Here is a 26,275-nt window from a genome sequence, read left to right on the forward strand (position 1 = left end):
CCCCCTCCCCTCGCGACCACGGTCCGTCCGCCGCGTACGGCCTGGGAGGGGCCGTGGGGGGTCGCCCCCGCAGGGGTCGGCGGCGGCGGTCGGGTTCCGTCATCCAGCACCGAAGGCCGCCGACCCCGAGGAGGTGACCCCCCGCGGCCCCGACCCCGCCCACCGGCATCCGGCACACCGCCACCCACACGGGGCCGGCGAGCAGCCCCCCACACGACGGCGGTTAGCGGAAAATCGCAAGAACTCTCCGTGCGGCCGTTGCCTTTGGCACGTGTCAGGCGTTGTTGCCCGTGAGGGGAGCCGCGTCGGCCGGCAAGGAGGCATCAGGCGATGCGCGTGGGAACTTTCGTACTGGCGGCCCAGTTTCCCGGTCAGGGACACAGCGAGGCGCTGCACCGGGCCGTGCGGTCCGCCGAGGTGGCCGAGGAGGCCGGGTTGGACTCGGTGTGGCTGGCCGAGCACCACTTCGTGCCGTACGGCACGTGCCCGTCGGCGATCACGCTCGCGGCGCTGCTGCTCGGCCGGACCCGCCGCATCAGGGTGGGCACGGCGGTCAGCGTGCTGCCGACGGCGCACCCGGTGGCGCTCGGCGAGCAGGCGGCGCTGCTGCACATCGCCTCCGGCGGGCGCTTCACGCTCGGAGTGGGGCGCGGCGGCCCGTGGGTCGACCTGGAGGTGTTCGCCGCGGGACTGGAGGCGTACGAGCGGGACTTCCCCGAATCCCTCGACGTGCTGCTGCGCTGGCTGCGCGGCGACCGCGTCGGGGCGGACGGCCCGCGCCACCGCTTCCGGGAGGTGGCCGTGGTCCCCCGGCCCGACGAGCTGATCGACGGCGCGCCGGCCCCGGAGACGGTCCTCGCCTGCACGTCGCCGAGGAGCGTGCGGCTCGCCGCCGAGCACGGGCTGCCGATGCTGCTCGGGATGCACTGCGGGGACGACGACAAGGCGGAGATGACGGCGCTGTGGCGCCGGGAGGCCCTGGCCGCCGGGCACACGCCGGACACGGTGGCGCGGATCGCCGCGGGCCACGTCTCGGCGGGCGTGGCACAGCTCGCCGACCACACGCCGGACGCCGTCGAGACGCTGGTGAAGGCGATGCCCGGGTGGTTGAAGCGAGGGCTGGACGCCCATGTGACGGTGGACGGCCGGCGCCGGTCGATGCGCGATCCGGTCGCCTACACGGAGCTGCTGTGCCGACTGCACCCGGTGGGGACGCCGCGGCTGGCCGCGGACCGGCTGGCCGCCACGGCGGAGCGGACGGGCATCCGGCGGTTCGCGCTGCTGGTGGAGGGCTCGGGCCAGCTCGCGGCGACGGAGGAGAACGTACGTCGCCTGGGCGCCGAGGTCCTGCCGCTGCTGGTGTGAGCGGTCCGGGACCCCGGCGGTGTACCCGCCCCGGCCGCCGACCGGCTGCCGCCCCTGCACCGATCACACCTCCCGGGTGATGCGGAGCGGCAACACGCGTGCGGCGTCAGCAGTCGCGCAGCTCGGACGACTGGTTCAGCAGCTGGGCCCTGACCGAGGTGAAGCGGGCCAGCCGCTCGTCGACCGACGGGTCGAGCGGGAACACCGCGACGCGGTGGCAGTTCTGGAAGGCCAGACGGACGCCGAAGTGGCGCTCCAGCGCCCCCCGGATCGCGTCACTCGCGAGCGCACGCAGCAGCTGCCCACGCGCCTGCTCGTCCGGCGGGGGCGTCTGGTTGTCGGCGAACGCACCCCCGTCCACCTTCAGCCGCACCACCAGAGAGCTGATCATCTCCCATGCGAAGGGCAGGGAGGTCCGGACGCAGTCGACGAAGGCCGCTTCGTCGACCTCGCCTCGCTCGGCCTGCTCCAACAGCGCCGGTGAGACGTCGAGCGACATGGGTTCTCCTCTCGCGACCCCGCGGGGAGCGGGGTCTTACGGGCAGGGCAGGAGGAGCCCCCGTACGACACGCAGAGTGCACGAGTGACGACCTCCCGCTTCCACGGTATGCGCGCCGCCTTGACCGCACCAGGAGATTGGGGCACAACAGGCCAGAGAATCACGGGCGTTTGGCACCGAATCGCGCGGAAGCGCATGCGTCGAGTAGCGTTGCCGACCATGCGTCTCGTCATCGCCCGCTGCTCCGTGGACTACGCGGGCCGGCTCACCGCCCACCTGCCCTCCGCCCCCCGTCTGATCCTGGTCAAGGCGGACGGCAGCGTCTCGATCCACGCCGACGACAGGGCCTACAAGCCCCTCAACTGGATGTCCCCGCCGTGCACCCTGAAGGAGGGCGACGGCGGGTCGGCGGGCGTCTGGACGGTCGTCAACAAGGCGGGCGAGAAACTGATCATCACGATGGAGGAGATCCTCCACGACTCGTCCCACGAACTGGGCGTGGACCCGGGCCTGATCAAGGACGGCGTGGAGGCGCACCTCCAGGAGCTGCTCGCCGACCGGATCGAGACTCTGGGGGCCGGATACACGCTGATCCGCCGCGAGTACCCGACGGCGATCGGCCCGGTCGACATCCTGTGCCGGAACGCCGACGGCGCCACCGTCGCCGTGGAGATCAAGCGCCGCGGTGAGATCGACGGCGTCGAACAGCTCACCCGCTACCTGGAGCTGCTGAACCGGGACCCGCATCTGGCGCCTGTGCGCGGGGTCTTCGCGGCGCAGGAGATCAAGCCGCAGGCCCGCGTCCTGGCGACGGACCGGGGCATCGACTGCGTGGTGCTGGACTACGACGCGCTGCGCGGCATCGAGGACGACAAGCTGCGGCTGTTCTGACGGCCCCGCCCGCCGCGGGCGCGACGACGGCCCCGGGTGGCGGAAGCCACCCGGGGCCGTCGCGTCGGTGCGTCGGCGTCCGGCGTCGGGGCGCGGGCGCTCCTCGGGAGGAGCGCGGTTCAGGCCGCGGTGCCCGCCGTGCCCGTCGCCGCGCCGGAGTCCCCCGGCTCGGTGCCGGGGCCGGTGGCGGTGGCGGAGGTCCCGCCGCCGCTCTCGCCGCCGGAGTCGCCACCGCCGCCGCCGTCCCCGCCGGTGGTGCCGCCGGCGGCGCCCCCGGTGGTGGGCGGGTCGGGGGTCGGTTCCGTCGGGTCCGGGGCCGTGGCGGTGTCCGTCGGCTCGGGGTCGGTCGTCGTGGAGCCGGTGGGGCCGGGGCTGGTTGCCGTCGGGCCGCCCGTGGTCGGCGAGCCCGTCGTACCGGGCGAGGAGGAGGTGCCGCCGGTCGTGGGCCGGGGGCCGCCGCTGCCGGTGGTGGCCCCGTCGGGCTTCGACGGGCCGGTGCCGGGGGTGGACGGGTCGCCGGTCGAGTCGGGGGTGCCGCTGGTGCCCGGGCGGGCGGAGGAACTCGGCCCGGCGCCCGCGGGGTCGGTGGTGGAGCCGCCGCCGCCCGTACCGCCGTCGGAGCCGCCCGTGGCGCCCCCGTCGTCGGGGGTCTGCGCGTCGGAGTCGTCGGCGCCGGTGTCCTCGTCGCCCGCCGACTGCTCGGTGGTGACCTTGCCGCCCGGGGTGCCGCCTCCGCCGGTGCCGTCGCCGGAGGTGGCGCCGAGGGTGACGACGGTACCGAGGACGGCCGCGAGGAGGGCGCCCGAGGCGGCCGCGACGAGGTTGCGCCGGGCGCCGCTGAGCAGCGTCCCCCGCAGCCCCTTGCGGACGGGACGGGCCTGCCGGGGGTACGCGTACGTGCCGGCCGTGCCCGGGTCGGCGACGGCGCCGTGGGCCGAACCGACGGCGGCGGTACGGCCGGTGCCGGCCCCCGTGCCGATGCCGGTACCGGTACCGGTGCCCATGCCCGTGCCCGTACCCGCGCCCGCGCCCGCGCCCGCGCCCGCGCCCGCGCCGAACGCGGCGTCGAAGTCGGCCGCCGCGCTCGTCGCGCCGCCGCCGGGGGCGCCCGTACCGGTTCCGGGGAGGCCCGCGCCCGGGGCGCGGCCGCCCGTACCCGTAGCGCGTCCGTCGGCGCCCCCGCCGGAGGTGCCCGCCGCCGCGGCCGCGCCGTGGCCGGCCGCGCCCGCGCCGCCGTCGCCGGCGGGGCCGCTCGCCGCCCCCGCTCCGGCCGCCCGGCCGGGCCACACCGAGCCGGCGCCGCCGTCGCCCGGCCCCCCGCCGGGCGCGGTGCGGCCGGGGCCGGGCCCGAAGGCGCCGGCGAACGGCGTGGTCGGCTCGCCGGGGCGCGCCGCGGGCGGCTCTCCGGCGGCGGTGCGGCTCTCGCCGATGCCGCGCTCCCGGTCGGCGACCAGGGCGAGGGCCCGGCGGCCGGCGACCGTGCCGCGCTTGTCGGCGAGGGCGCCGCGCAGGCCGATGGAGGCCTCCAGCGAGGCGCGCGCCCGGTCGAGGTTGCCCTGGCACAGCGCGAGGACGCCCAGCTCGTGGTGGAAGTACGCCTCTTCGGCGACCTCGCCCGCGAGGCGGGCCGCCGCCTGGCCGGAGCGCAGCGCCCGCTCCCAGGCTCCCCAGTGGAGGGCGGCCGCGAGGGCGGGTGCGGCGCTGCGGGCGAGGAGCACGGCGGCGCTCGCGTGGCCGGCCTCCTGGCTGGAGGAGAGGACGTGCAGGGCGGCGAGTACGGCGTCGGCCTCGGCGGCCACCCTCTCGGGGGCGACCGACGGGTGGCCCGCCCACCAGGCGTAGTGCTGGGCCGCGGTGTGGGCGCGGGCCAGGGCGCCCTCGCCGTAGCCGTGTTCGACGAGCTGGTCGGTGACGCCGGCGGCGAGCCGGTGGCGCGGGCCGACCGGGGTGAGGAGCCCGCTGCGGACGAGTTCGCCGAGCGCGGCGTCGGCGTGGGTGTCGCCGACGAGGGCCGGCAGGTGCGCCTGGTGGGGCAGCTCGCCGCCGAGGGCGACGGCGAAGCGCAGGGTGTCGCGGGCGGCCTCGGAGAGCCGGGAGGCGAGCAGCGCGGCGGGCGCGGCGGCCTCGCCGAGGCTGGGCAGGGGCTGGTCGTGCAGGTCGGTGAAGACGCTGTCGCCGGCGTCGTCCGCGTCGCCGGAGGGCGGGGTGCGCAGGGCGTCGCGCTGCCGCAGCAGGGCGGCGGCCTGGACGAAGCGCAGCGGCAGCCCCTCCGATTCGAACCACAGGTCGCCGGCCCAGTTCGCCTCGTCGTCGGTGAGGGGCCGGTCCACGGCGTGTTCGAGGAGTTCGAGGGTGGTGCTGCGGTCCAGGCCGGTGAGGAAGACCTCCTCGACCGACGCGCCGGGCGAGGGGGCGGGCGTGTCGGGCGTCGCGGCGAGGAGGAAGGCGCACTCGGGCGCGGCGTCGAGGAGGTCGTCGAGCGCGGTGCCGCCGAACTCCAGGTCGTCGACGAGGACGACGGCGCCGATCTCGCGGACGAGGGCGAGCAGCCCCGCGCGGTCGGGCCGGTGGCCGGGGGCGTGGTGGACGGCCGCGAAGAGGTCGTACAGCACGTCCGCGGAGGTGCGGCGGTGGCCGGACAGACGTATGACGCCGTCGGGCGCGAGGTCGGCGCAGTCGGCCGCGACCACCTCGAGGAGGCGGCTGCGGCCCGAGCCGGCGGGGCCGGTGAGGCGCACGGAACGGCCGCGGGAGAGGAGCCGGACGAGCCGCTCGCGCTGCTCGTCGCGTTCCAGCAGGGGCGGGAGGGGGTCGGCCGGGCCCGCCGGTACGGGCGGGGCGGCGGCGCGGTCGCGTTCGGCGCGCTCCTCGGGGGCGCGCCGGGCGGGCGGCTCCGGCCGGTGGCCGGGCGGGCAGTTCTCGATCTCGCTGCCGTCGACGGGGTTGACGGTGAGCAGCAGGTCGCCGGCGACGAGTTGCGCGGTGCGGGCGGGCACCTTCCCGGCCGGGAGCGGGGCCGGGAGGTCGTCGCGGGAGGCGCGCGGGCGGGTGGAGTCGCCGCCCTTGCGGCCTGCGTCGTCGGCGGGGTCGTGGTCGCGGTCGTCCGGCAGCGGGTTCATCGGGTCCATGGTGAAGCCCCCAAAAGCGTGGTGCGGCGAAGCCCCTCCCGGCCGGTGTGCACGCGCGGCGTCGCTTCTGGTCCGGTGCCCGCCGTGTGGGTCCGTCGATGGGCAGACGTCCGAAACCCTAGACGCTGGCCCGGCCGCCCGGAACAGCCGGGGTGCCGGCCGCCCAAGACGTCACGGTCTCATGAGGATTGGGCGGCTGGATCCGGGTGGGGCGGTTTGCTCCGGCATGTACCGGATGGGCGGCGGGTGGCGGGCGGTGAGCGGCGGGCCCGTGCGGCCGGGCGGTCGGTCCCCCGCGGCGGGCGGGGTGGAGGTCAGACGCGGGGCAACGATTCGGCGGCGAGCCCGCCCTCGATGGCGAGGATGCGGTGCAGCCGGGTCGCGACGAGAAGGCGCTGCATCTGGGGCGGTACGCCCCGCAGGACCAGGCGGCGGCCGCAGCGGCCCGCCCTGCGGTGCGCGCCCATGATGACCCCGAGCCCGGTGGCGTCCCAGGAGTCGAGGCCGGTCAGGTCGAGCACCAGGTCACCGGCGCCGTCGTCGACGGCCGAGTGCAGGATCGTACGGGCGTCCGCCGCGCTGCGGACGTCGAGGCGGCCCCCGACGACCAGCTCGGTGTGGTCGCCCCTGATGTGCATATGCGCTCCCCGAGAGTGCTGTGCTTGTCCGTCACGTCTTTCTGTTGCAAGGACTGACTCCGACGTCAGCCGAGCAGTTGCGCCTTGTAAGCGAACCGAGACCGAATTCACCCGGAGGGGTGAGGGCGGGGTGGTGCGGCGCGGTCAGTACTTGTAGAAGCCCTGCCCGCTCTTGCGGCCGATGTCACCCGCGTCCACCATCCGGCGCATCAGCTCCGGCGGGGCGAACTTCTCGTCCTGGGACTCCGTGTAGATGTTGCCGGTGGCGTGCAGCAGGATGTCGACGCCGGTGAGGTCGGCGGTGGCGAGCGGGCCCATGGCGTGGCCGAAGCCCAGCTTGCACGCGATGTCGATGTCCTCCGCGGAGGCCACGCCGGACTCGTGCAGCTTGGCCGCCTCGACGACGAGCGCGGAGATGAGCCGCGTGGTGACGAAGCCGGCGACGTCGCGGTTGACGACGATGCAGGTCTTGCCGACCGACTCGGCGAACGCGCGGGCGGTGGCGAGGGTTTCGTCGCTCGTCTTGTAGCCGCGGACCAGCTCGCAGAGCTGCATCATCGGGACGGGCGAGAAGAAGTGCGCGCCGACGACCCGCTCGGGGCGCTCGGTGACCGCCGCGATCTTGGTGATCGGGATGGCGGAGGTGTTGGAGGCGAGGACCGCGTCGTCCCGGACGAGCTTGTCGAGGGCGCGGAAGATCTCGTGCTTGACCTCGAGCTTCTCGAAGACGGCCTCGACGACGATGTCGGCGTCGGCGACGGCGTCGAGGTCGGTCGTCGTGGTGATGCGCGCCAGGGCGGCCTCGGCGTCGGCGGCGTCCAGCCGGCCCTTGGCGACGAACTTGTCGTACGACGCCTTGATGCCGTCCGTGCCGCGGGTGAGGGCGGCGTCCGTGACGTCGCGCAGCACGACCTCCCAGCCCGCCTGGGCGGAGACCTGGGCGATGCCGGACCCCATGAGTCCGGCGCCGATGACGGCGAGCTTCCTGGCCACGATTCGTCCCCTTAACACGCGTTCACTTTTCGTTTCTCCGGCGGGAGATTACTGCCCTGGAGGGGTGGTGTGGGCGGTGAAGAGATACGCGTCACGTCTCGAATGACGGACATCACACCGGTACGGGCGGTCGCGTGAGCGTAGCGCGCGCAGGCCCAACCTACCGGGCGGTAGCCCCTTGTCGTACACGGTCCGGTACCGGTCGTGACGCACGGCACACACCTATGCCGTCCGGGGCGTCGCGTCACTAGGCTGGCGGCATGGTCAACCTGACGCGCATCTACACCCGCACCGGCGACAAGGGCACGACGGCGCTGGGCGACATGAGCCGCACCGCCAAGACGGACCTGCGGATCGCCGCGTACGCCGACGCCAACGAGGCCAACGCCGTCATCGGCACGGCCATCGCCCTCGGCGAGCTGCCCGAGGAGGTCGTCAAGGTGCTCGTCCGGGTGCAGAACGACCTGTTCGACGTGGGCGCGGACCTGGCGACCCCGGTCGTCGAGGACCCGCAGTACCCGCCGCTGCGGGTGGAGCAGTCGTACGTCGACAAGCTGGAGGCGGACTGCGACCGGTTCCTGGAGGACCTGGAGAAGCTGCGCTCCTTCATCCTGCCGGGCGGCACTCCCGGCGCGGCCCTCCTGCACCAGGCGTGCACGGTCGTGCGCCGCGCCGAGCGCTCGACGTGGGCGGCGCTGGAGGTGCACGGCGAGACGATGAACGCCCTGACGGCCACGTACCTCAACCGCCTGTCGGACCTGCTGTTCATTCTGGCGCGGACGGCCAACAAGGAGCTGGGCGACGTCCTGTGGGTCCCCGGCGGAGAGCGCTGAGCCGACACCGGACCCCGGCACCGCCACCTGCCCCGGCCCGGGGCGGAGGTGGACCGGGGCCCGGCGGTCAGTGGTGTTCCGTGGGGACCGGGGTGCGCTCGCCGGGGGCGGACTCCTGCTCGGGGGCCTTCCGCGGCCAGACGACGTACGACAGCGCGATCAGGCCGTGGATGCCGGCCGCCCGCCAGGCCGCGCCCATCCAGTCGTGGAGGGGGCCGGTGCGGCTCGGGTCGCCGACGTACAGGACGGAGAGCCACAGCAGGAGGGTCGCGACCGCCGCCCCCAGGAGGGTGCCCAGCCAGAGCCGGCCCTCGTGGCGGGCGCGGGCCCTGCCGTAGCGCGGGGGGCCCTGCGGGCGCGGGGCGCCGCCGAAGCGGTGTGCGGCGTGGCCGTCGAGCCACTTCACCGTGCGGTGGCCGTGCCCGACGGTGTACCCGATGTACAGCGCGGCCAGTCCGTGCCGCCAGCTCGGCTCCGCGCCGCTCCTGAGGTCCATCGCGGTGACGACCAGCAGGACGACCTCCAGCAGCGGCTCGCAGAGCAGGAGGGCGGCGCCCGTGCGGGGCATCTTGAGGAGGTAGCGGGTGGCGAGGCCGGCGGCCAGGAGCACCCAGAAGCCGACCTCGCAGACCACGATCAGTGTGACGACCATGCCCTCCAGCCTGCCGCCGCCGCGCGCGCCGGGCGTCGTCGCCGATGACGAGTCCGGGCTGCACCCTTCGATGTAGTCGCGGCTCACCCGGGGCGCCGACGCACCGGGGGCGCGGGGGCGTGTTGGATGGGCCCGTGACCCTGCCCCGCCCCCACCGCGACGACGTCTTCCTGGCCTCCACGGGCCTCGCCGGCGGCCTTCTGCTGTGGTCGCTGGGCGTGTTCAACCAGGGGCCGAATCACGCCATCGTGGACGCCTCGTGGGGGGTCCTGCTGCCGCTGCTGGTCATGACGTCGCTGGAGTTCCTGCGGCGCAGCCGGCCGCGCACGGTGCTGCTGGTCGGGACGGTCGCGGTCGTCGCGGACCAGTTCACGCGCGGCAGCATCGCGACGATCCTGATGTTCACGGACCTGGTGTACGCGGCCGTCGTGTACGGCCCGCCCGCCTCCGCCCGGCGGTTGCCGGTGGTGACGGGGCTGATCACCGTCGCGGTCTCGATCGCCTCGCTCGCCTGGTACCAGGAGCCGTGGGCGCTGCTGCTCGGCGTCCTGACCGGCATGGTGTCGTTCGTGCCCGCCACCACCGGCGCCGTGGTCCGCAACCACCGGCAGGCCGCCGACGCGGCCCGGCTGCGGGCCGAGCAGACGGCGCTGCTCGCCGAGATGGACCGCCGGGAGGCGGTGGTGGCGGAGCGGGCCCGGATGGCGCGGGAGCTGCACGACATGGTGGCGGGGAACCTCTCCGCGATCGCCATCCACTCGACCGCCGCGCTCTCCCTCGACGACCCCGTGACGAGCCGTGAGGCGCTGGGCGTGATCCGGGAGAACAGTGTCGAGGGCCTGGCCGAAATGCGTCGCCTCATCTCGCTGCTCCGTGACAGCGGCGGGGCCGAGGAACCCGCGCCCGCGCCGACGCTGGCCGGACTCGCCGCGCTGGTGCGCCAGACGGCGGCGCACGGTACGGCGAACGGGCTGGCGTTCACGCTGACCGCCCCGCCGCCGGACGGGGACCTGCCGGCGCCGGTGGAGCTCGCCGCGTACCGCATCGTGCAGGAGTCGCTGACGAACGCGCTGAAGCACGCCGCCGCGGGTGAGGTGGTCGTCGTGGTGGAGCGGGCCGACCACGCCCTCACGGTCACGGTGACCAGCCCGCTCGACCGCCCGGCGGCGGGCCCGCGGACGTCGGGGCCGCGGGTGCCCGGGTCGGGGGCCGGCCTGGTGGGCATGCGCGAGCGGGTGGCGCTGCTGGGCGGGGAGTTCGAGGCGGGCCCGGTGGACGCGGCGGACGGGGCGGGGAACGGGACGTGGCGGGTACGGGCGGTACTGCCCGTGGCCGAGGACGACAGGGAGCCGGCGGCATGAGCACGGGCGCGGGGACGGGTACGGGACCGGACGGAGCAGGCGCGGCCGCGGGCCCGGACAAGACGGGCGGCACCGGCCCGGACAAGACGGGCGGCACGGGCGCGGGCGGGGACGGCACGGGCCCCGGAGCGGCGGGCCGCGTCGTCCGCGTGCTGGTCGCGGAGGACCAGCGGGCGGTGCGCGCCGGGCTCGTCCTCATCCTGCGCAGCGCCCCCGACATCGAGGTCGCGGGTGAGGCGGGCGACGGCGAGGAGGCCGTCCGGCTCGCCCGGGAGCTGCGCCCCGACCTGGTCCTGATGGACATCCAGATGCCGCTGCTGGACGGCGTGTCGGCGACCCGGCAGGTGGTCGCCGAGGGGCTCGCGGACGTCCTGGTCCTGACCACCTTCGACCTGGACGAGTACGTCTTCGGGGCGCTGCGCGCCGGCGCCGCCGGGTTCCTGCTGAAGAACACCGAGGCGCGGGACCTGATCGAGGCGGTGCGGACGGTGGCGCGCGGCGAGGGGCTCATCGCACCGGCGGTGACCCGGCGGCTGATCGCCGAGTTCGCGACCCCCCGACGGCCCGCCGCGCGGGGCGCGGCGCCGGACCCGGCGGTACTGGAGCCGCTGACCCGGCGGGAACGCGAAGTGCTGTCGTGCCTCGGCGAGGGCCTGTCGAACGCGGAGATCGCGGTACGCCTCGACATGGCGGAGGCGACGGTGAAGACGCACGTCAGCCGCATGCTGGGGAAGCTCGGACTGCGCAGCCGGGTGCAGGCGGCGGTGCTGGCGCAGGAGTTGGGCGTCTGATCGGGCGGCCTCGGCACTCGCACTCAAGTGGTCTGGACCTATTGACGATTGGTCCAGACCTTCCTACGCTCACGGCGCGCACATTTCACGGACGCACGGACCCCCACCTTGTCCGTCCGCACCTTGAGGAGCACCGTTGAGCACGAGCACTCAAGCACTTCCGCGCGGAACGGGTCTCCTGGCCAGAGCCACGGCCGGAGCCACCGCACTGCTGCTTCCGCTGGCCGCGATGGTCGGCCTCGCGACCCCCGCCCAGGCCGCCACCTCGGCGACCGCCACCTACGCCAAGGTCTCCGACTGGGGATCCGGCTTCGAGGGCAAGTGGACGGTGAAGAACACCGGAACCACCACCCTCAACTCCTGGACCGTCGAGTGGGACTTCCCCTCCGGCACGTCCGTCTCCTCCGCCTGGGACGCCTCCGTCACCAACAGCGGAACCCACTGGACCGCCAAGAACATCAGCTGGAACGGGACCCTCGCCCCCGGCGCCTCCGTCTCCTTCGGGTTCAACGGCTCCGGCACCGGCTCCCCCAGCGGGTGCAAGCTGAACGGCGGCTCCTGCGACGGGACCCCGGACCAGCCCGGCGACGCGAAGCCGTCCGCCCCCGGCACCCCGACCGCCTCGGACGTCACCGACACCTCGGTGAAGCTCGCCTGGTCCGCGGCCACCGACGACAAGGGCGTCAAGAACTACGACGTCCTGCGCGACGGCGCCAAGGTCGCCACGGTCACCGGCCTGTCGTACTCCGACACCGGGCTGACCGCCGGAACCGACTACTCCTACAGCGTCCAGGCCCGTGACACCGCCGACCAGACCGGACCGGCCAGCGGCTCGGTCAAGGTCCGCACCACGGGCGGCGACACCGGCCCCGGCCCGGGCCCCGGCCCGACGGACAAGGTGAAGCTGGGCTACTTCACCAACTGGGGCGTCTACGGCCGCAACTACCACGTCAAGAACCTCGTGACGTCCGGCTCGGCCAGCAAGATCACCCACATCAACTACGCGTTCGGCAACGTCCAGGGCGGCAAGTGCACCATCGGTGACGCCTACGCCGACTACGACAAGGCGTACACCGCCGACCAGTCCGTCGACGGCAAGGCCGACACCTGGGACCAGCCCCTGCGCGGCAACTTCAACCAGCTGCGCAAGCTGAAGGCCCAGTACCCGCACATCAAGGTGCTGTGGTCGTTCGGCGGCTGGACCTGGTCCGGCGGCTTCGGCCAGGCCGTGCAGAACCCGACCGCGTTCGCGCAGTCCTGCTACGACCTGGTGGAGGACCCGCGCTGGGCCGACGTCTTCGACGGCATCGACCTGGACTGGGAGTACCCCAACGCCTGCGGCCTGACCTGCGACACCAGCGGCCCGGCCTCCTTCACCACCATGATGAAGGCCATGCGCGCCAAGTTCGGCACCAAGAACCTGGTCACCGCGGCCATCACGGCGGACGCCTCGTCCGGCGGCAAGATCGACGCCGCCGACTACGGCCCGGCCGCCGCGTACACCGACTGGTACAACGTGATGACCTACGACTTCTTCGGCGCCTGGGCGGCGAAGGGTCCGACGGCCCCGCACTCCCCGCTCACCTCCTACCCGGGCATCCCGCAGGCCGGCTTCAACTCCGCCGACGCGATCGCCAAGCTGAAGGCCAAGGGCGTCCCGTCCGCGAAGCTGCTGCTCGGCATCGGCTTCTACGGGCGCGGCTGGACCGGCGTCACCCAGAAGGAGCCGGGCGGCACGGCCACGGGCCCGGCGGCCGGCACCTACGAGCAGGGCATCGAGGACTACAAGGTCCTGAAGAACACCTGCCCGGCGAACGGCACCGTGGCCGGCACGGCGTACGCCCACTGCGGCACCAACTGGTGGAGCTACGACACCCCGGCGACCGTCCAGTCCAAGATGAGCTGGGCCAAGGGCCAGGGCCTGGGCGGAGCGTTCTTCTGGGAGTTCAGCGGCGACACCGCCAACGGTGAGCTGGCGAACGCCATCCACACCGGCCTGCGGTAACCACACCCGCGCCACCGGCACCTCCCCGCACGAAAACGGTCGAGCCGCACCCGAAGGGTGCGGCTCGACCCGTGTGTACAGGAGGCAGTACGCCAGGAGGTACTACGCCACACTCACCCGCCCCCAGCCGACGGGCAAGGAAGCACTACGCCACATTCACCCTCCCCCAGACTCCGTCCGGGGGCGCCCCCAACCAACGGGCAAGGAAGCACTACGCCACATTCACCCGTTGGCCCGGCGGTGCCGCCTCCAGCCAGGCGAGGAAGCCGGTGAGGGCGTCCTCGCTCATGGCGAGCTCCAGGCGCGTGCCCCGGTGCAGGCAGCCGAGGACGACGGAGTCCGACAGGAGCGCCAGCTCCTCCTCGCCGTCCGGCAGGCGGCGGTCCAGGACCTCGATGGCGGCCCGCTCCAGGACGCGGCGGGGGCGGGGGGCGTAGGAGAAGACACGGAACCAGGCGATCCGGTCGCCGCTGTACCGGGCGACCCCGTACACCCAGCCCTTGCCCGAGGTGTCGTTCTCCTCCGGGGCGTTCCAGCGCAGGCTGCAGTCGAAGGTGCCGCCGGAGCGCTGGATGAGGCGCCGGCGCAGGCCGAAGACGAAGAGCCCGATCACCACCAGTGCGACGACCAGTGCGCTCACCAGCAGAGCGAGGAACATCTCCACCGACCTCCTCGCCTCGTCCTGTAACCGAATACGACCTGCATCCGCATCGCCTCAGCCGCGGCCCGGTCTGGATGGTCCAGCCTGGGCCGCGGCTGAGGGGCCGGGCCGTCCCCTGGGGGGCGCCCGGCGAGGTACATCAGTGGCGGTGCGCTAGCGCGCCGCCACCGCGCGCAGCCGGATCTCGGCGCGCCGCTCGGCAGCGGCGTCCGACTCCGCCTTCGCACGCTCCAGCGCACGCTCGGCGCGCTGGGTGTCGATCTCGTCCGCCAGCTCGGCGATCTCCGCGAGCAGCGACAGCTTGTTGTCCGCGAACGACAGGAAACCGCCGTGCACCGCGGCGACGACCGTTCCGCCATCACTCGTACGGATGGTCACCGGGCCCGACTCCAGCACACCGAGCAGCGGCTGGTGGCCGGGCATGACGCCGATGTCGCCGGAGGTGGTGCGCGCGATGACCAGGGTGGCCCCGCCGGACCAGACATTCCGGTCCGCGGCGACCAGCTCGACGTGCAGCTCAGCAGCCAAGGGTGGCTCCTCGGGTCACCACCCGGCGGGTTCTGCCGGGTGTTGGGTCATAAGTCTAGTAGGGGTGCCGGCGCGAAACGCCGGGGACCCGCGCCCGGCCGGGGACGGCCGGGTGTTTCCGGGGGTCTCCCCCCGGGTGCCGTGCAGCGGAAGGGGGCGGGACGCGCCCGCCCCCTTCCACGCCGCGAGGGTCAGGAGACGCCGAGTTCCTTGGCGTTCTTCTTGAGGTCCTCGAGGCCACCGCACATGAAGAAGGCCTGCTCGGGGAAGTGGTCGTACTCACCGTCGCAGATCGCGTTGAACGCGGCGATCGACTCGTCGAGCGGCACGTCCGAACCGTCCACGCCGGTGAACTGCTTCGCCGCGTGGGTGTTCTGGGACAGGAAGCGCTCGACACGACGGGCACGGTGGACGACCAGCTTGTCCTCCTCGCCCAGCTCGTCGATACCGAGGATCGCGATGATGTCCTGGAGGTCCTTGTACTTCTGCAGGATCCCCTTGACGCGCATGGCGGCGTCGTAGTGCTCCTGCGCGATGTAGCGCGGGTCCAGGATCCGGGACGTGGAGTCCAGCGGGTCCACGGCCGGGTAGATGCCCTTCTCGGAGATCGGACGGGAGAGAACCGTCGTCGCGTCGAGGTGGGCGAAGGTGGTGGCCGGCGCCGGGTCGGTCAGGTCGTCCGCGGGGACGTAGATCGCCTGCATCGAGGTGATCGAGTGACCGCGGGTCGACGTGATGCGCTCCTGGAGGAGACCCATCTCGTCGGCCAGGTTCGGCTGGTAGCCCACCGCGGACGGCATGCGGCCGAGCAGGGTGGACACCTCGGAGCCGGCCTGCGTGAACCGGAAGATGTTGTCGATGAAGAAGAGGACGTCCTGCTTCTGGACGTCACGGAAGTACTCCGCCATCGTCAGACCGGCCAGGGCGACGCGCAGACGGGTGCCCGGGGGCTCGTCCATCTGGCCGAAGACCAGGGCGGTCTTGTCCAGGACGCCGGACTCCTCCATCTCCGCGATGAGGTCGTTGCCCTCGCGGGTGCGCTCGCCGACGCCCGCGAAGACGGAGACGCCCTCGTGGAGGTTGGCGACACGCATGATCATTTCCTGGATCAGCACGGTCTTGCCGACGCCGGCGCCACCGAACAGACCGATCTTTCCACCCTTGACGTACGGGGTGAGGAGGTCGACGACCTTCAGACCGGTCTCGAACATCTCGGTCTTCGACTCGAGCTGGTCGAAGGCGGGCGCCTTGCGGTGGATCGGCCAGCGCTCACCGACGTTGGCGTTCTCCTCGGGGTGGTTCAGCACCTCGCCGAGGGTGTTGAACACCTTGCCCTTGGTGAAGTCGCCGACCGGCACGGAGATGCCCGCGCCCGTGTCGGTGACCGCGGCCTGGCGGACCAGGCCGTCGGTCGGCTGCATCGAGATGGTGCGGACCAGGCCGTCACCCAGGTGCTGGGCGACCTCCAGGGTCAGCGTCTTCCTCGCGCCGTCCTGGGCCGGGTCGGCCACCTCGACGTGCAGCGCGTTGTAGATCTCCGGCATCGCGTCGACGGGGAACTCCACGTCGACGACCGGGCCGATGACCCGGGCGACGCGGCCCGTGGCGGCGGCCGTCTCAACAGTGGTCGTCATTACTTGTCACTCCCCGCGGTCGCGTCGGCCAGGGCGCTGGCGCCACCGACGATCTCGCTGATTTCCTGGGTGATTTCGGCCTGGCGGGCCGCGTTGGCAAGGCGCGAGAGCGAGTTGATCAGGTCTCCCGCGTTGTCGGTGGCCGACTTCATCGCCCGGCGGCGGGCCGCGTGCTCGGAAGCGGCGGCCTGCAGCAGGGCGTTGTAGACCCGGCTCTCGACGTAGCGCGGCAGCAGGGCGTCGAGGACGTCCTCCGCCGACGGCTCGAAGTCGAACAGGGGAAGGATCTCGCCCTTGCCCCCGGTCTCCTCCGCGGCCTTCTCGAGGCTCAGCGGCAGCATCCGGTTCTCCACCGGCGTCTGCGTCATCATCGACACGAACTCCGTGAAGACGATGTGCAGCTCGTCCACACCGCCCTGCGCGGTGTCCTGCTGGACCGCCGCGATGAGCGGGGCGGCCACCGACTTGGCGTCCGCGTAGGTGGGGTTGTCGGAGAAGCCGGTCCAGGCCTCCGCCACCTTGCGCTCACGGAAACCGTAGTAGGCGACACCCTTGCGGCCGACGATGTACGTGTCGACCTCCTTGCCCTCGCCGCGGAGCCGCTCGGTGAGCCGGTCGGCCTGCTTGATGGCGTTGGAGGAGTAGCCGCCGGCCAGACCGCGGTCGCTCGTGACGAGCAGGACCGCGGCGCGGGTGGGGGCGTCCGCCTCCGTGGTGAGGGGGTGCTTGGTGTTCGACCCGGTCGCCACCGCCGTGACCGCGCGGGTGAGCTCGGTCGCGTACGGCGTGGAGGCCGCCACCTTGCGCTGCGCCTTGACGATGCGCGAGGCGGCGATCATCTCCATCGCCTTGGTGATCTTCTTCGTCGCGGTGACGGACCGGATGCGACGCTTGTAGACCCGGAGCTGCGCTCCCATGGATCAGGTCCCTTCCGTCGTCACTTGGAGACGTTGACGGCGGCCGGGGCGTCCTCGCCGAGCAGCTTGCCGTCGAAGGTCTCGAACTGCTTCTTGAAGTCGGTGATGCACTCCGCGACCTTGCCGAGCGTGTCGTCGGACATCTTCCCGCCCTCGCGGATCGACGTCATGAGCGACTTGTGCTCGCGGTGCAGGAAGTCCAGCAGCTCCGTCTCGAAGCGGCGGATGTCCTGGACCGGGACGTCGTCCATCTTGCCGGTGGTGCCGGCCCAGACGGAGACGACCTGGTTCTCGGTCGACATCGGCTGGTACTGCGGCTGCTTCAGCAGCTCGACCATGCGCTTGCCGCGCTCCAGGGCCGACTTCGACGCGGCGTCCAGGTCGGAACCGAAGGCGGCGAACGCCTCCAGCTCACGGAACTGGGCCAGGTCGACGCGGAGGCGTCCGGAGACCTGCTTCATGGCCTTGTGCTGGGCGGAGCCACCGACACGCGACACGGAGATACCGACGTTCAGGGCCGGGCGCTGACCGGCGTTGAACAGGTCGGACTCCAGGAAGCACTGGCCGTCGGTGATGGAGATGACGTTGGTCGGGATGAACGCCGAGACGTCGTTGGCCTTGGTCTCGACGATCGGCAGACCGGTCATGGAACCGGCACCCATCTCGTCGGAGAGCTTGGCGCAGCGCTCCAGCAGGCGGGAGTGCAGGTAGAAGACGTCACCCGGGTAGGCCTCGCGGCCCGGCGGGCGGCGCAGCAGCAGCGACACGGCGCGGTAGGCGTCGGCCTGCTTCGACAGGTCGTCGAAGATGATGAGGACGTGCTTGCCCTCGTACATCCACTGCTGACCGATGGCGGAGCCGGTGTAGGGCGCCAGGTACTTGAAGCCGGCCGGGTCGGACGCCGGGGCGGCGACGATGGTCGTGTACTCCAGGGCACCGGCCTCCTCCAGCGCGCCGCGGACGGACGCGATGGTGGAGCCCTTCTGGCCGATGGCGACGTAGATGCAGCGGACCTGCTTCTTCGGGTCGCCCGTGCGCCAGTTGTCACGCTGGTTGATGATCGTGTCGACGGCCAGGGCGGTCTTGCCCGTCTGGCGGTCGCCGATGATCAGCTGACGCTGACCGCGGCCGATCGGGGTCATGGCGTCGACGGCCTTGTACCCGGTCTCCATCGGCTCGTGCACCGACTTGCGCTGCATGACCGTGGGGGCCTGCAGTTCGAGGGCGCGGCGGCCGGACGTCTCGATCTCGCCGAGGCCGTCGATCGGGTTGCCGAGCGGGTCGACGACGCGACCCAGGTAGCCCTCGCCGACGGCGACGGACAGGACCTCGCCCGTGCGCCGGACCGACTGGCCCTCTTCGATGCCGCTGAACTCACCGAGGACAACGGCACCGATCTCGCGCTCCTCGAGGTTGAGGGCGAGGCCGAGGGTGCCGTCCTCGAACTTCAGCAGTTCGTTGGCCATGGTCGAGGGCAGGCCCTCCACCTTCGCGATGCCGTCGCCGGCAACGCTGACCGTACCGACCTCCTCGCGCGAGGCCGCGTCCGGCTTGTACGACTGGACAAAGTTCTCCAGCGCGTCCCGGATCTCCTCCGGCCGGATCGTGAGCTCCGCCATCTGGGTTCCCTGCTCTCCTTGTTGGGCCCGAAGTCTTTTGGGGGATCTGGGGGCTCCCCCCAGAACTTCTGCATCCTGTGCACGGCCCAACCGGGCCGTAGGTAACGCTTCTTCTCTGTGGTGACCTGGTCGGTCGGTCAGCCGGCCAGCCGCCGCGACGCCTCGTCGAGGCGGGTGGCGACCGTGCCGTTGATCAGCTCGTCACCGATCCGCACCGAGATCCCGCCGAGGACCGTGGGGTCCACGTCGAGGTTCAGGTGCATCTGCCGGCCGTACAGCTTCGCCAGCGCGGCGCCGAGGCGCTGCTTCTGCTGGTCGGTGAGCGGTACCGCCGAGGTGACGACGGCGACCATCCGGTCCCGCCGCGCCGCGGCGAGCTTGGACAGGGACTCCAGTCCCCCCTCCAGGCTACGTCCCCGCGGCAGCGTGACCAGGCGGACGACCAGGCGCTCGGTCGTCGCGGTGGCCCGGCCGCCGAGGAGGCGGGCCAGCAGCTCGCCCTTCGCGGTGGCCGTCGCGCTGCGGTCGGTGAGGGCGGAACGCAGTCCCGGGCTGGCAGCGGTGATGCGGCCGAACCGGAACAGCTCGTCCTCGACGCCGTCGAGGACGCCCGCCTTCTGCGCGGCGATGAGGTCCGCCGTGTTCGCCAGCTCCTCGACCGCGTCGACCAGGTCGCGCGACCGGGACCAGCGGGAGCGGACCATGCCGGCCACCAGGTCGGTCGTCTCGCCGCCCACCTGACCGCCGAGCAGTCGGGTCGCCAGGTCGGCCTTGGCCTCGCCGGCCTGCGCCGGGTCGGTCAGGACCCGACGCAGCGACACCTCGCGGTCGAGCAGCGCGGTGACGGAGGCCAGCTCGTCGGCGAGCTGCGTCGCGTCGACCGACGTGCTGTCGGTCAGCGCGTCGAGACGCTCGCGCGCGGCAGCCAGCGCCTCGCGGCTCGCTCCGTGCGGCGACGTCATCGGGCAGCCTCGGCCTTCTCCTCGAGCTCGTCGAGGAAACGGTCGATGGTGCGGCTCTGGCGGGCGACGTCCTCGAGGGACTCGCCGACCAGCTTGCCGGCCAGGTCGGTCGCGAGCTTGCCGACGTCCTGCCGCAGAGCGGAAGCCGCCGCCTTGCGGTCGGCCTCGATCTGCGCGTGACCGGTGGCGACGATCTCCTCGCGCTGGCGCTGGCCTTCCGCCTTCATCTCGGCGATGATCGCGGCGCCCTGCTCCTGTGCCTCCTGGCGCAGACGCGCGGCCTCGTGACGGGCCTCGGCGAGCTGAGCCTTGTACTGCTCAAGCACACTCTGGGCCTCGATCTGGGCCGACTCGGCCTTCTCGATCCCGCCCTCGATCGCCTCGCGCCGCTCTTCCAGAACCTTGTTGATGTTCGGGAGGAGCTTCTTGGCGAGGAAGCCGAAGACGACGGCGAAGGCGATCAGGCCGATGACGAGCTCGTCGAGATGCGGCAGAAGAGGATTCTGAGGCTCCTCCGCTGCTGCAAGGAACAGAGCGTTCACATCAGTGCCTTCCGTGAAAGGGGTCTGGGCGTTCGGTCCGGCTTACTTGTAGACGAAGCCCATGACGATGCCGATGAGGGCGAGCGCCTCACAGAAGGCGAAACCCATGATCTGGTTGGTACGGATCAGACCGGCCGCCTCGGGCTGGCGGGCGAGGGCCTGGGTGCCGTTACCGAAGATGATGCCGACGCCGACGCCGGGGCCGATCGCGGCCAGACCGTAGCCGATGGCGGAGACGTTGCCGGAGACAGCGTTCTCGGCGGCGAGCTGCTGGAGAGCGGACATGCCGGTTCTTCCTTCTCTTTCAATGACCCGGTGGGGGTTGGCCACCGGATGGCTGGGGGCGTGAGAGTGGACGGCTCAGTGGTGCTCGGAGAGCGCGCCCTGGATGTAGCTGGAGGCCAGGAGTACGAAGACGTACGCCTGGACGGCCTGGATGAAGAGCTCGAAGGCGGTCATCACGACGACCATGACGAACGAGGCGCCGGCGTAGACGAAGCCGAGGCCGTTCATCAGGTACCAGGTGGCCAGGGAGAACATGACGATCAGCAGGTGGCCGGCGAACATGTTCGCGAACAGTCGCACCGCGTGGGTGAAGGGCCGGATGATCAGGTTCGAGAAGAACTCGAGCAGCATGATCAGCGGCAGGATCGCGCCGAGGGACTTGTCGTAGCCGAGGATGTTCTTCCAGCCGCCGACGAAGCCGTGCTTCTTGAAGGTGAGACCCACCCACAGCACGTACACCATCAGGGCGAGGCCGGCCGGGAAGGCGATCAGCGAGGTGACCGGGAACTGCGCCAGCGGGATGATGGACCAGAGGTTCATGATCCACACGAAGAAGAACAGCGACACCATCAGCGGGACGTACTTCTCGCCGTCCTTCTTGCCGATGATCTCGTACACGATGCCGCGGCGCACGAAGTCGTACCCGGCCTCGCCGATCATCTGCATCTTGCCCGGCACGAGCTTCGGCTTGGCGAAGGCGGCCCAGAAGAACCCGATGACGACGAGGGAGCTCAGGAGGGCCAGCAGCATCGGCTTGGTGAACTCGAAGCTGCCGACGGTGGCGATGGGCTCGTACAGGAAGGTGTGCAGGCCCGGCGCCGGGAAGCCACACGGTGTGAAGATGTGGCAATCGGGGTCGAAGGCAAGCGTCTGGTCAGCACTCACCGCGGGCTCCTTCAGCGTGGCGCATGGGTACGGCAACCTCGTTGTGTCGGCGCGGCACGCAGCCGCGGTTCGGCACTGGACTGGTCTTACGGATAAGGGGGCGGCGGCTAGGCGTCGAGCGTCGCGCTGGGACAGGCGTCAGCTCGGATGGCCGCGCCCGCAGTGCCGCATGTGGCATCGGACGATAGCAGCATCCCGAACGGCCCTTTATCCCGGCCCTACCTCTCACGCCGCGGACCCGGTCTTCGCGGCTCCGGCGGTGTCGTCCGACGCGGGGTCGACGTAGAAGATCTTCGCCTTCATGTAGTGACGCGCCTGCGCGGCGACCCAGACGATCGTGGCTGCGAGCAGCGTGAAACCGAAGGCCTTGAAGTCGAACAGCGTGGTGTTCTTCAGCAGCGACATGACGATGAACAGCAGCAGCAGTTGCGCCGTGTAGAGCATCAGGCCCATGGCCTGGAACAGGTGCGGCAGGGACTTCGCGGTGCGCTGGAGGACCACCATGCCGAGCCCCATGAAGAGCACGACCACGACCGCGCCGAGCACCGCTCCGATGACCCCCTTGCCGCCGGCCACCACACCGCTGACCACGGCGCCGACGGCACCTGTGGCGAGCGTGGGCACGGCGGCGTGCAGGAGGGTGCGTGCGTCGTTGGACGGCATGGCGGCATCTCCGCTTCACGGTGGGGGCAGTGGTGTCGTCATGGACGAGCGTAGGCCCGGTCCGAGTCAGATCTCGGCGCCACCGGACCGTCGCACTACGGCCCTTCGGCTCTGTCGCCGGGTCTCGTGAACGGTATCACAAACTATTTGGCGAGGTCTTTACCCGATAGTGTGCTGACTCTCACACATGAGAGTGACACTGCGCGTGTGTGCACGACAAGGCGTCGATCTGTCTGCTAATGACCCTCGCTGGGCGTTTCGTCAACCCGGCGTTCCGGCCTTCCGCCGTTCGAGGAGGTGCGACCGGGCGCCGATGGCGGTGGCGCCGTTGACACCGGCGGGGACCCTCACCGGCTCCTCCGTCCCCCGGGCGCCGTCGGCGTCGGCGTCGCCGGCGTCCCCCGCGGTGGCGGACGCCGCGCCCAGGTCCGCCGGCGGGGCCGCCTTGCGGCGGCGGTAGCGCGGCGGGACGAACGACTCCGCCCAGCGCGGGGCCCTCGGCCGGAAGCGCGGCAGGAGCAGCAGGACCAGGCCGACGGCGCTCAGCGTCACGATCGGCAGCATGATCCACATGGACGCGGAGTGCACCGAGTAGGTGAGGGCGCCGAAGGCGATCAGCGCGGACCAGAAGTACATGATGAAGACGGCGCGGCTGTGGGAGTGGCCGATCTCCAGCAGCCGGTGGTGCAGGTGGCCGCGGTCGGCGGCGAACGGCGACTGGCCGTTCCACGTGCGCCGCACGATCGCCAGGACCAGGTCGGCCATCGGGATCGCGATGACCGTCAGCGGCAGCAGCAGCGGGATGAAGACCGGCAGCGCGGCGTGGGTCGCCTGCCGGGTGGAGCCCTCGAAGATCTTCAGCGCGTCCGGGTCGACCTGCCCCGTGATGGAGATCGCCGACGCGGCCAGCACCAGGCCGATCAGCATCGAGCCGGAGTCGCCCATGAAGATGCGGGCCGGGTGCATGTTGTGCGGCAGGAAGCCCAGGCACATGCCCATCAGCACGGCCGCGAAGAGCGTCGCCGGGGCGGCGGCCTCGATGCCGTAGCCGAACCAGATCCGGTACGCGTAGAGGAAGAACGCGGCGGAGGCGATGCACACCATGCCGGCGGCGAGGCCGTCGAGGCCGTCGACGAAGTTCACGGCGTTGATGGTGAGCACGACGAGGGCGACCGTCAGGAGCGTGCCCTGCCACTGGGTGAGGCCGACCGTGCCGATGCCGGGGATCGGCAGCCACAGGATCGTCAAGCCCTGCATGACCATCACGCCGGCGGCGATCATCTGCCCGCCCAGCTTGATCAGCGCGTCGATCTCGAACTTGTCGTCGAGGACGCCGATCAGCCAGATCAGCGCGGCGCCGGAGAGCAGCGCGCGCGGCTCGTTGGAGAGCGCGAAGACGCTGTTCAGCCGGTCCAGGTGGTCCGCGACCAGCAGGCCGGCGCACAGGCCGAAGAACATGGCGATGCCGCCGAGCCGCGGCGTCGGCTCGCGGTGGACGTCACGGGCGCGGATCTCCGGCATCGCACCGGCCGCGATGGCGAACTTCCGCACCGGACCGGTGAGGAGGTAGGTCACCGCGGCCGTGATGCAGAGCGTCAGCAGGTAATCACGCACGGGCTGCCCCACAGGAATCGCTGGCCATCTCAGCCCCACACCCTAGTCGCGCCGCCCATGTGGTGGAGGACACGAGGGGCCCGCGCGCGGTTCCCGGGGGCTTCGTCTACCCCCGATACGGTGGAAAACGCTCGGCGAGTTCACGCGTCCGCGGGCGCACGGCGCGGGCGGCGGCGTCCGAGCCGAGGGCCTCGGCGAAGAGCGCGGCGACCGTCTCCATCTCGGCGGCGCCCATCCCCTGCGTCGTGACCGCGGCGGTACCCAGGCGCAGGCCGCGCCCGTCGCCGTACGGCAGCGCGCACGTGTCCAGGACGATCCCGGCGGCCGCGAGGCGCGTGCGCGCGGTGCGGCCGTCGACGCCCAGGGGCGCCGGGTCGGCGGTCACCAGGTGCGTGTCCGTCCCGCCGGTGGTGACCGGCAGCCCGCGCAGGGCCAACTCCCGCGCGAGCACGCGCGCGTTGGCCACGACCTGGTGCGCGTACGCGGCGAACGCCGGGGTGGCCGCCTCCCCGAAGGCGACGGCCTTGGCGGCGATGGTGTGCATCTGGGCGCCGCCCTGCGTGAACGGGAACACCGCCCGGTCGATCCGCTCGGCGAGCTCCGCGCCGCACAGCAGCATGCCGCCGCGCGGGCCGCGCAGCACCTTGTGGGTGGTGGCGCAGACCACGTCGGCGTACGGGACGGGGTTGGGCGCCGCTCCCCCGGCGACCAGGCCCATGGGGTGGGAGGCGTCCACGACGAGCGCCGCGCCGACCTCGTCGGCGATGGCCCGGAACGCGGCGTGGTCGAGGTGGCGCGGGTAGGAGATCGAGCCGCACACGACGGCCCTGGGCCGGTGGCGGCGGGCGAGGTCGCGCACCTGGTCGAGGTCGACGCGCCCGCTCTCCGCGTCGACGCCGTACGACACGAAGTCGAACCAGCGGCCGGAGAAGTTCGTCGGCGACCCGTGCGTCAGGTGGCCGCCGTGGCCGAGCCCCATGGCGAGGACGGTGTCACCGGGGCGCAGGAGCGCCGCGTACGCCGCGAGGACGGCCGAGGAGCCCGAGTGGGGCTGCACGTTGGCGTGGTCGGCGCCGAACAGCGCCCGGGCCCGCTCGACGGCGATCCGCTCGGCGGCGTCGGCGTACTCGCACCCGCCGTGGTAGCGCCGGCCCGGGTAGCCCTCGGCGTACTTGTTGGCGAGCCGCGAGCCCAGGGCGGCGAGCACGGCGGGCGAGGTGAAGTTCTCCGCGGCGATCAGCTGGAGGCAGTCGCCCTGCCGGCGGGCCTCACCGTCCAGGACGTCGGCGACCTGCGGGTCCTGCCGGCGCAGCGGGTCGGCGCCCGCCCCGGGGGCGCCCCGCAGCACGTCGTCGGCTCCGGCGGTGAGCGGCATCAGTGGCTCCAGGCGCTTACGGCGCTCCAGGCGCGGACGGGCCCCGTTTCCCCTCCACTGTAGGCCCGGCGGCCGCGCGCCGCCCGCGGACGGCGTACGCCTCAGCGACGCGCCGGGACGCCCGTCAGGGCGGTGACCACGGGGTCCAGCGCCTGGTTGATCTCGTCGCCGACCGAGCGGAAGAAGGTGATCGGCGCACCGTACGGGTCGTTCACCTCGTCCGCCTCGGCGCTGGGCGCCAGCAGCCAGCCGCGCAGCGCGGCCGCCGCCTGCACCAGCGCGTGGGCGCGCGCGACCACCCCGTCGGACTCCGGGTCCGGCAGGGTCGTGGGGTCTATGGCCCTCACGAGGCGGGTGAACTCCTTCAGGGTGAAGGTGCGCAGGCCCGCGCTGTGGCCCATCGAGATGACCTGGGCGCGGTGGTCGCGCGTCGCCGTGAGGACCAGGTCGGCGCGGACGACGTGCTCGTCGATCAGCTCGCGGCCCGTGAAGCCGCTCGCGTCGGCGCCGAAGTCCGCGAGGACCGTCTCGGCGTTCGCCTCCATCGGCGCGCCCTCGTGCCCCCAGGTCCCCGCGCTCTCCACGACGAGCCCGCCGCCCAGCGGGTCGCCCAGGCGGTCGCACAGGGCATGCCGGGTCAGCCGCTCGGTGATCGGCGAGCGGCACACGTTGCCGGTGCTGACGTGGAGGATGCGGAACGTACTCGCCGTGCCTATGCCACGCCCCTCAGGGGCCGTCAATTGGCCACCTCGAGGTCGGGCACGACCTTGCGCAGCTCGTCCGCGGAGAGGGCGCCGGCGCGCAGCAGGACGGGCACGTCCCGGGTGACGTCGACGATGGAGGAGGGGACGATGCCGGGGGTCGGGCCGCCGTCCAGGTAGACCGAGACGGAGTCGCCGAGCATGCCCTGCGCGGCGTCGCAGTCCTCGGGGGCCGGGTGGCCGGTGAGGTTGGCGGAGGAGACGGCCATGGGGCCGACCTCGGTGAGCAGCTCGATGGCCACCGGGTGCAGCGGCATCCGGACGGCGACCGTGCCGCGCGTGTCGCCGAGGTCCCACTGGAGGGACGGCTGGTGCCGGGCGACCAGTGTCAGGGCGCCCGGCCAGAAGGCGTCGACCAGCTCCCAGGCCTGCTCGGAGAAGTCGGTGACCAGGCCGTGCAGGGTGTTGGGCGAGCCGATGAGGACGGGCGTCGGCATGTTCCTGCCGCGGCCCTTGGCGTCCAGCAGGTCCGCGACGGCCTCCGGGCTGAAGGCGTCCGCGCCGATGCCGTAGACGGTGTCCGTCGGCAGCACGACGAGCTCGCCGCGGCGGACGGCGGACGTGGCCTCGCGCAGGCCCGTCGTGCGGTCGGTCGCGTCGTTGCAGTCGTATCGCCGTGCCATCAGCGGGCCTCCTTGTTCATGGTCACTCGGTCGTTCCCCGGCCCCGTGGT

25 protein-coding genes are annotated in these 26,275 nt (G+C 72.5%); 6 read left to right on the top strand and 19 right to left on the bottom strand.

Going from position 1 to position 26,275, the window contains the following annotated elements; all coding sequences use genetic code 11:
• Nucleotides 1–330: 330 nt before the first annotated feature.
• A complete protein-coding gene (locus LPA54_RS30540) occupies nucleotides 331–1,365 on the top strand; it encodes an LLM class flavin-dependent oxidoreductase (RefSeq protein ID WP_228983871.1) in 1,035 nt (344 codons plus the stop codon).
• Between the two features lie 106 nt (nucleotides 1,366–1,471).
• On the opposite strand, the gene LPA54_RS30545 is transcribed toward LPA54_RS30540, so the two are convergent.
• On the bottom strand, nucleotides 1,472–1,864 hold the full coding sequence (locus LPA54_RS30545; RefSeq protein WP_228983872.1) for an SCO5389 family protein: 393 nt from the start codon (nucleotides 1,862–1,864) through the stop codon (nucleotides 1,472–1,474).
• Between the two features lie 219 nt (nucleotides 1,865–2,083).
• Here LPA54_RS30545 and nucS point away from each other — a divergent pair, with 219 nt between their 5' ends.
• Entirely contained in the window at nucleotides 2,084–2,755 is a 672-nt protein-coding gene (gene nucS, locus LPA54_RS30550) for an endonuclease NucS (protein ID WP_228983873.1), read from the top strand.
• A gap of 119 nt (nucleotides 2,756–2,874) precedes the next feature.
• On the opposite strand, the gene LPA54_RS30555 is transcribed toward nucS, so the two are convergent.
• The 3 genes from LPA54_RS30555 to LPA54_RS30565 all read right to left on the bottom strand — a co-directional run bounded on the left by LPA54_RS30555 (nucleotide 2,875) and on the right by LPA54_RS30565 (nucleotide 7,514).
• Complete coding sequence (locus LPA54_RS30555; RefSeq protein ID WP_228983874.1) at nucleotides 2,875–5,883, bottom strand: ATP-binding protein; 3,009 nt, start codon at nucleotides 5,881–5,883, stop codon at nucleotides 2,875–2,877.
• Nucleotides 5,884–6,197: 314 nt separating this feature from the next.
• Nucleotides 6,198–6,521 (bottom strand): STAS domain-containing protein, encoded by a 324-nt coding sequence (locus LPA54_RS30560; RefSeq protein ID WP_028963801.1) that lies wholly within the window; start codon nucleotides 6,519–6,521, stop codon nucleotides 6,198–6,200.
• Nucleotides 6,522–6,665: 144 nt separating this feature from the next.
• A complete protein-coding gene (locus LPA54_RS30565; RefSeq protein WP_228983875.1) occupies nucleotides 6,666–7,514 on the bottom strand; it encodes a 3-hydroxyacyl-CoA dehydrogenase family protein in 849 nt (282 codons plus the stop codon).
• A gap of 260 nt (nucleotides 7,515–7,774) precedes the next feature.
• On the opposite strand from LPA54_RS30565, the gene LPA54_RS30570 reads away from it, so the two are divergent.
• A complete protein-coding gene (locus LPA54_RS30570; protein ID WP_228983876.1) occupies nucleotides 7,775–8,347 on the top strand; it encodes a cob(I)yrinic acid a,c-diamide adenosyltransferase in 573 nt (190 codons plus the stop codon).
• Nucleotides 8,348–8,414: 67 nt separating this feature from the next.
• On the opposite strand, the gene LPA54_RS30575 is transcribed toward LPA54_RS30570, so the two are convergent.
• Nucleotides 8,415–8,999: a hypothetical protein gene (locus LPA54_RS30575; RefSeq protein WP_228983877.1), complete on the bottom strand. Its 585-nt coding sequence runs from the start codon at nucleotides 8,997–8,999 to the stop codon at nucleotides 8,415–8,417.
• Between the two features lie 134 nt (nucleotides 9,000–9,133).
• Here LPA54_RS30575 and LPA54_RS30580 point away from each other — a divergent pair, with 134 nt between their 5' ends.
• The 3 genes from LPA54_RS30580 (at nucleotide 9,134) to LPA54_RS30590 (ending at nucleotide 13,156) form a co-directional block, all read left to right on the top strand.
• On the top strand, nucleotides 9,134–10,360 hold the full coding sequence (locus LPA54_RS30580; protein ID WP_228983879.1) for a histidine kinase: 1,227 nt from the start codon (nucleotides 9,134–9,136) through the stop codon (nucleotides 10,358–10,360).
• Nucleotides 10,357–11,151 carry a response regulator transcription factor gene (locus LPA54_RS30585; protein ID WP_228983881.1) on the top strand — a complete coding sequence of 265 codons (795 nt, stop codon included), beginning with the start codon at nucleotides 10,357–10,359 and terminating at the stop codon, nucleotides 11,149–11,151. Before LPA54_RS30580 ends, LPA54_RS30585 begins: the two co-directional genes overlap by 4 nt.
• Before the next feature lie 229 nt (nucleotides 11,152–11,380).
• A complete protein-coding gene (locus LPA54_RS30590; protein WP_228983918.1) occupies nucleotides 11,381–13,156 on the top strand; it encodes a glycoside hydrolase family 18 chitinase in 1,776 nt (591 codons plus the stop codon).
• Between the two features lie 211 nt (nucleotides 13,157–13,367).
• Here the strand turns inward: LPA54_RS30590 and LPA54_RS30595 are convergent, their stop codons facing one another.
• From LPA54_RS30595 to LPA54_RS30660, 14 genes are all read right to left on the bottom strand, one after another.
• Nucleotides 13,368–13,814 carry a DUF2550 domain-containing protein gene (locus tag LPA54_RS30595; protein ID WP_228983882.1) on the bottom strand — a complete coding sequence of 149 codons (447 nt, stop codon included), beginning with the start codon at nucleotides 13,812–13,814 and terminating at the stop codon, nucleotides 13,368–13,370.
• Nucleotides 13,815–13,970: 156 nt separating this feature from the next.
• Complete coding sequence (locus LPA54_RS30600) at nucleotides 13,971–14,345, bottom strand: F0F1 ATP synthase subunit epsilon (protein WP_058943728.1); 375 nt, start codon at nucleotides 14,343–14,345, stop codon at nucleotides 13,971–13,973.
• 191 nt (nucleotides 14,346–14,536) lie between these two features.
• Nucleotides 14,537–15,979, bottom strand: a complete 1,443-nt coding sequence (gene atpD, locus LPA54_RS30605; protein WP_228983884.1) for a F0F1 ATP synthase subunit beta — start codon at nucleotides 15,977–15,979, stop codon at nucleotides 14,537–14,539.
• A complete protein-coding gene (locus LPA54_RS30610; protein ID WP_228983886.1) occupies nucleotides 15,979–16,896 on the bottom strand; it encodes a F0F1 ATP synthase subunit gamma in 918 nt (305 codons plus the stop codon). Before LPA54_RS30610 ends, atpD begins: the two co-directional genes overlap by 1 nt.
• Nucleotides 16,897–16,916: 20 nt before the next feature.
• Nucleotides 16,917–18,515, bottom strand: coding sequence for a F0F1 ATP synthase subunit alpha (gene atpA / locus LPA54_RS30615; RefSeq protein ID WP_228983888.1), 1,599 nt, complete (start codon nucleotides 18,513–18,515; stop codon nucleotides 16,917–16,919).
• A 137-nt stretch (nucleotides 18,516–18,652) separates the two neighbouring features.
• Nucleotides 18,653–19,477 (bottom strand): F0F1 ATP synthase subunit delta, encoded by an 825-nt coding sequence (locus tag LPA54_RS30620; protein WP_228983889.1) that lies wholly within the window; start codon nucleotides 19,475–19,477, stop codon nucleotides 18,653–18,655.
• Entirely contained in the window at nucleotides 19,474–20,019 is a 546-nt protein-coding gene (locus LPA54_RS30625) for a F0F1 ATP synthase subunit B (RefSeq protein WP_058943723.1), read from the bottom strand. The genes LPA54_RS30620 and LPA54_RS30625 overlap by 4 nt, the downstream gene beginning before the upstream one ends.
• A gap of 42 nt (nucleotides 20,020–20,061) precedes the next feature.
• The gene (gene atpE, locus LPA54_RS30630) at nucleotides 20,062–20,304 is read right to left on the bottom strand and encodes an ATP synthase F0 subunit C (protein ID WP_058943722.1); all 243 of its coding nucleotides are present in this window, start codon (nucleotides 20,302–20,304) and stop codon (nucleotides 20,062–20,064) included.
• 75 nt (nucleotides 20,305–20,379) lie between these two features.
• Nucleotides 20,380–21,189, bottom strand: a complete 810-nt coding sequence (gene atpB, locus LPA54_RS30635; RefSeq protein ID WP_228983890.1) for a F0F1 ATP synthase subunit A — start codon at nucleotides 21,187–21,189, stop codon at nucleotides 20,380–20,382.
• Between the two features lie 225 nt (nucleotides 21,190–21,414).
• Entirely contained in the window at nucleotides 21,415–21,852 is a 438-nt protein-coding gene (locus tag LPA54_RS30640; protein ID WP_228983894.1) for a hypothetical protein, read from the bottom strand.
• A 261-nt stretch (nucleotides 21,853–22,113) separates the two neighbouring features.
• Nucleotides 22,114–23,466 carry an MraY family glycosyltransferase gene (locus LPA54_RS30645; protein WP_228983897.1) on the bottom strand — a complete coding sequence of 451 codons (1,353 nt, stop codon included), beginning with the start codon at nucleotides 23,464–23,466 and terminating at the stop codon, nucleotides 22,114–22,116.
• Nucleotides 23,467–23,572: 106 nt separating this feature from the next.
• Complete coding sequence (glyA, locus tag LPA54_RS30650) at nucleotides 23,573–24,841, bottom strand: serine hydroxymethyltransferase (RefSeq protein ID WP_228983904.1); 1,269 nt, start codon at nucleotides 24,839–24,841, stop codon at nucleotides 23,573–23,575.
• A gap of 101 nt (nucleotides 24,842–24,942) precedes the next feature.
• Nucleotides 24,943–25,581 carry a protein-tyrosine-phosphatase gene (locus LPA54_RS30655; protein WP_228983906.1) on the bottom strand — a complete coding sequence of 213 codons (639 nt, stop codon included), beginning with the start codon at nucleotides 25,579–25,581 and terminating at the stop codon, nucleotides 24,943–24,945.
• Nucleotides 25,578–26,225, bottom strand: a complete 648-nt coding sequence (locus LPA54_RS30660) for an L-threonylcarbamoyladenylate synthase (RefSeq protein WP_228983907.1) — start codon at nucleotides 26,223–26,225, stop codon at nucleotides 25,578–25,580. The genes LPA54_RS30655 and LPA54_RS30660 overlap by 4 nt, the downstream gene beginning before the upstream one ends.
• Nucleotides 26,226–26,275: the final 50 nt, after the last annotated feature.

This window comes from Streptomyces sp. DH12 (genome assembly GCF_020873895.1).
Lineage (GTDB): Bacteria > Actinomycetota > Actinomycetes > Streptomycetales > Streptomycetaceae > Streptomyces.

Coding starts and splice junctions, on each gene's coding strand:
- LPA54_RS30540 (WP_228983871.1), top strand. CDS start 331: ATGCGCGTGGGAACTTTCGTACTGGCGGCCCAGTTTCCCGGTCAGGGA.
- LPA54_RS30545 (WP_228983872.1), bottom strand. CDS start 1,864: ATGTCGCTCGACGTCTCACCGGCGCTGTTGGAGCAGGCCGAGCGAGGC.
- nucS (WP_228983873.1), top strand. CDS start 2,084: ATGCGTCTCGTCATCGCCCGCTGCTCCGTGGACTACGCGGGCCGGCTC.
- LPA54_RS30555 (WP_228983874.1), bottom strand. CDS start 5,883: ATGGACCCGATGAACCCGCTGCCGGACGACCGCGACCACGACCCCGCC.
- LPA54_RS30560 (WP_028963801.1), bottom strand. CDS start 6,521: ATGCACATCAGGGGCGACCACACCGAGCTGGTCGTCGGGGGCCGCCTC.
- LPA54_RS30570 (WP_228983876.1), top strand. CDS start 7,775: ATGGTCAACCTGACGCGCATCTACACCCGCACCGGCGACAAGGGCACG.
- LPA54_RS30575 (WP_228983877.1), bottom strand. CDS start 8,999: ATGGTCGTCACACTGATCGTGGTCTGCGAGGTCGGCTTCTGGGTGCTC.
- LPA54_RS30585 (WP_228983881.1), top strand. CDS start 10,357: ATGAGCACGGGCGCGGGGACGGGTACGGGACCGGACGGAGCAGGCGCG.
- LPA54_RS30590 (WP_228983918.1), top strand. CDS start 11,381: ATGGTCGGCCTCGCGACCCCCGCCCAGGCCGCCACCTCGGCGACCGCC.
- LPA54_RS30595 (WP_228983882.1), bottom strand. CDS start 13,814: ATGTTCCTCGCTCTGCTGGTGAGCGCACTGGTCGTCGCACTGGTGGTG.
- atpD (WP_228983884.1), bottom strand. CDS start 15,979: ATGACGACCACTGTTGAGACGGCCGCCGCCACGGGCCGCGTCGCCCGG.
- LPA54_RS30610 (WP_228983886.1), bottom strand. CDS start 16,896: ATGGGAGCGCAGCTCCGGGTCTACAAGCGTCGCATCCGGTCCGTCACC.
- atpA (WP_228983888.1), bottom strand. CDS start 18,515: ATGGCGGAGCTCACGATCCGGCCGGAGGAGATCCGGGACGCGCTGGAG.
- LPA54_RS30620 (WP_228983889.1), bottom strand. CDS start 19,477: ATGACGTCGCCGCACGGAGCGAGCCGCGAGGCGCTGGCTGCCGCGCGC.
- atpE (WP_058943722.1), bottom strand. CDS start 20,304: ATGTCCGCTCTCCAGCAGCTCGCCGCCGAGAACGCTGTCTCCGGCAAC.
- LPA54_RS30640 (WP_228983894.1), bottom strand. CDS start 21,852: ATGCCGTCCAACGACGCACGCACCCTCCTGCACGCCGCCGTGCCCACG.
- glyA (WP_228983904.1), bottom strand. CDS start 24,841: ATGCCGCTCACCGCCGGAGCCGACGACGTGCTGCGGGGCGCCCCCGGG.
- LPA54_RS30660 (WP_228983907.1), bottom strand. CDS start 26,225: ATGGCACGGCGATACGACTGCAACGACGCGACCGACCGCACGACGGGC.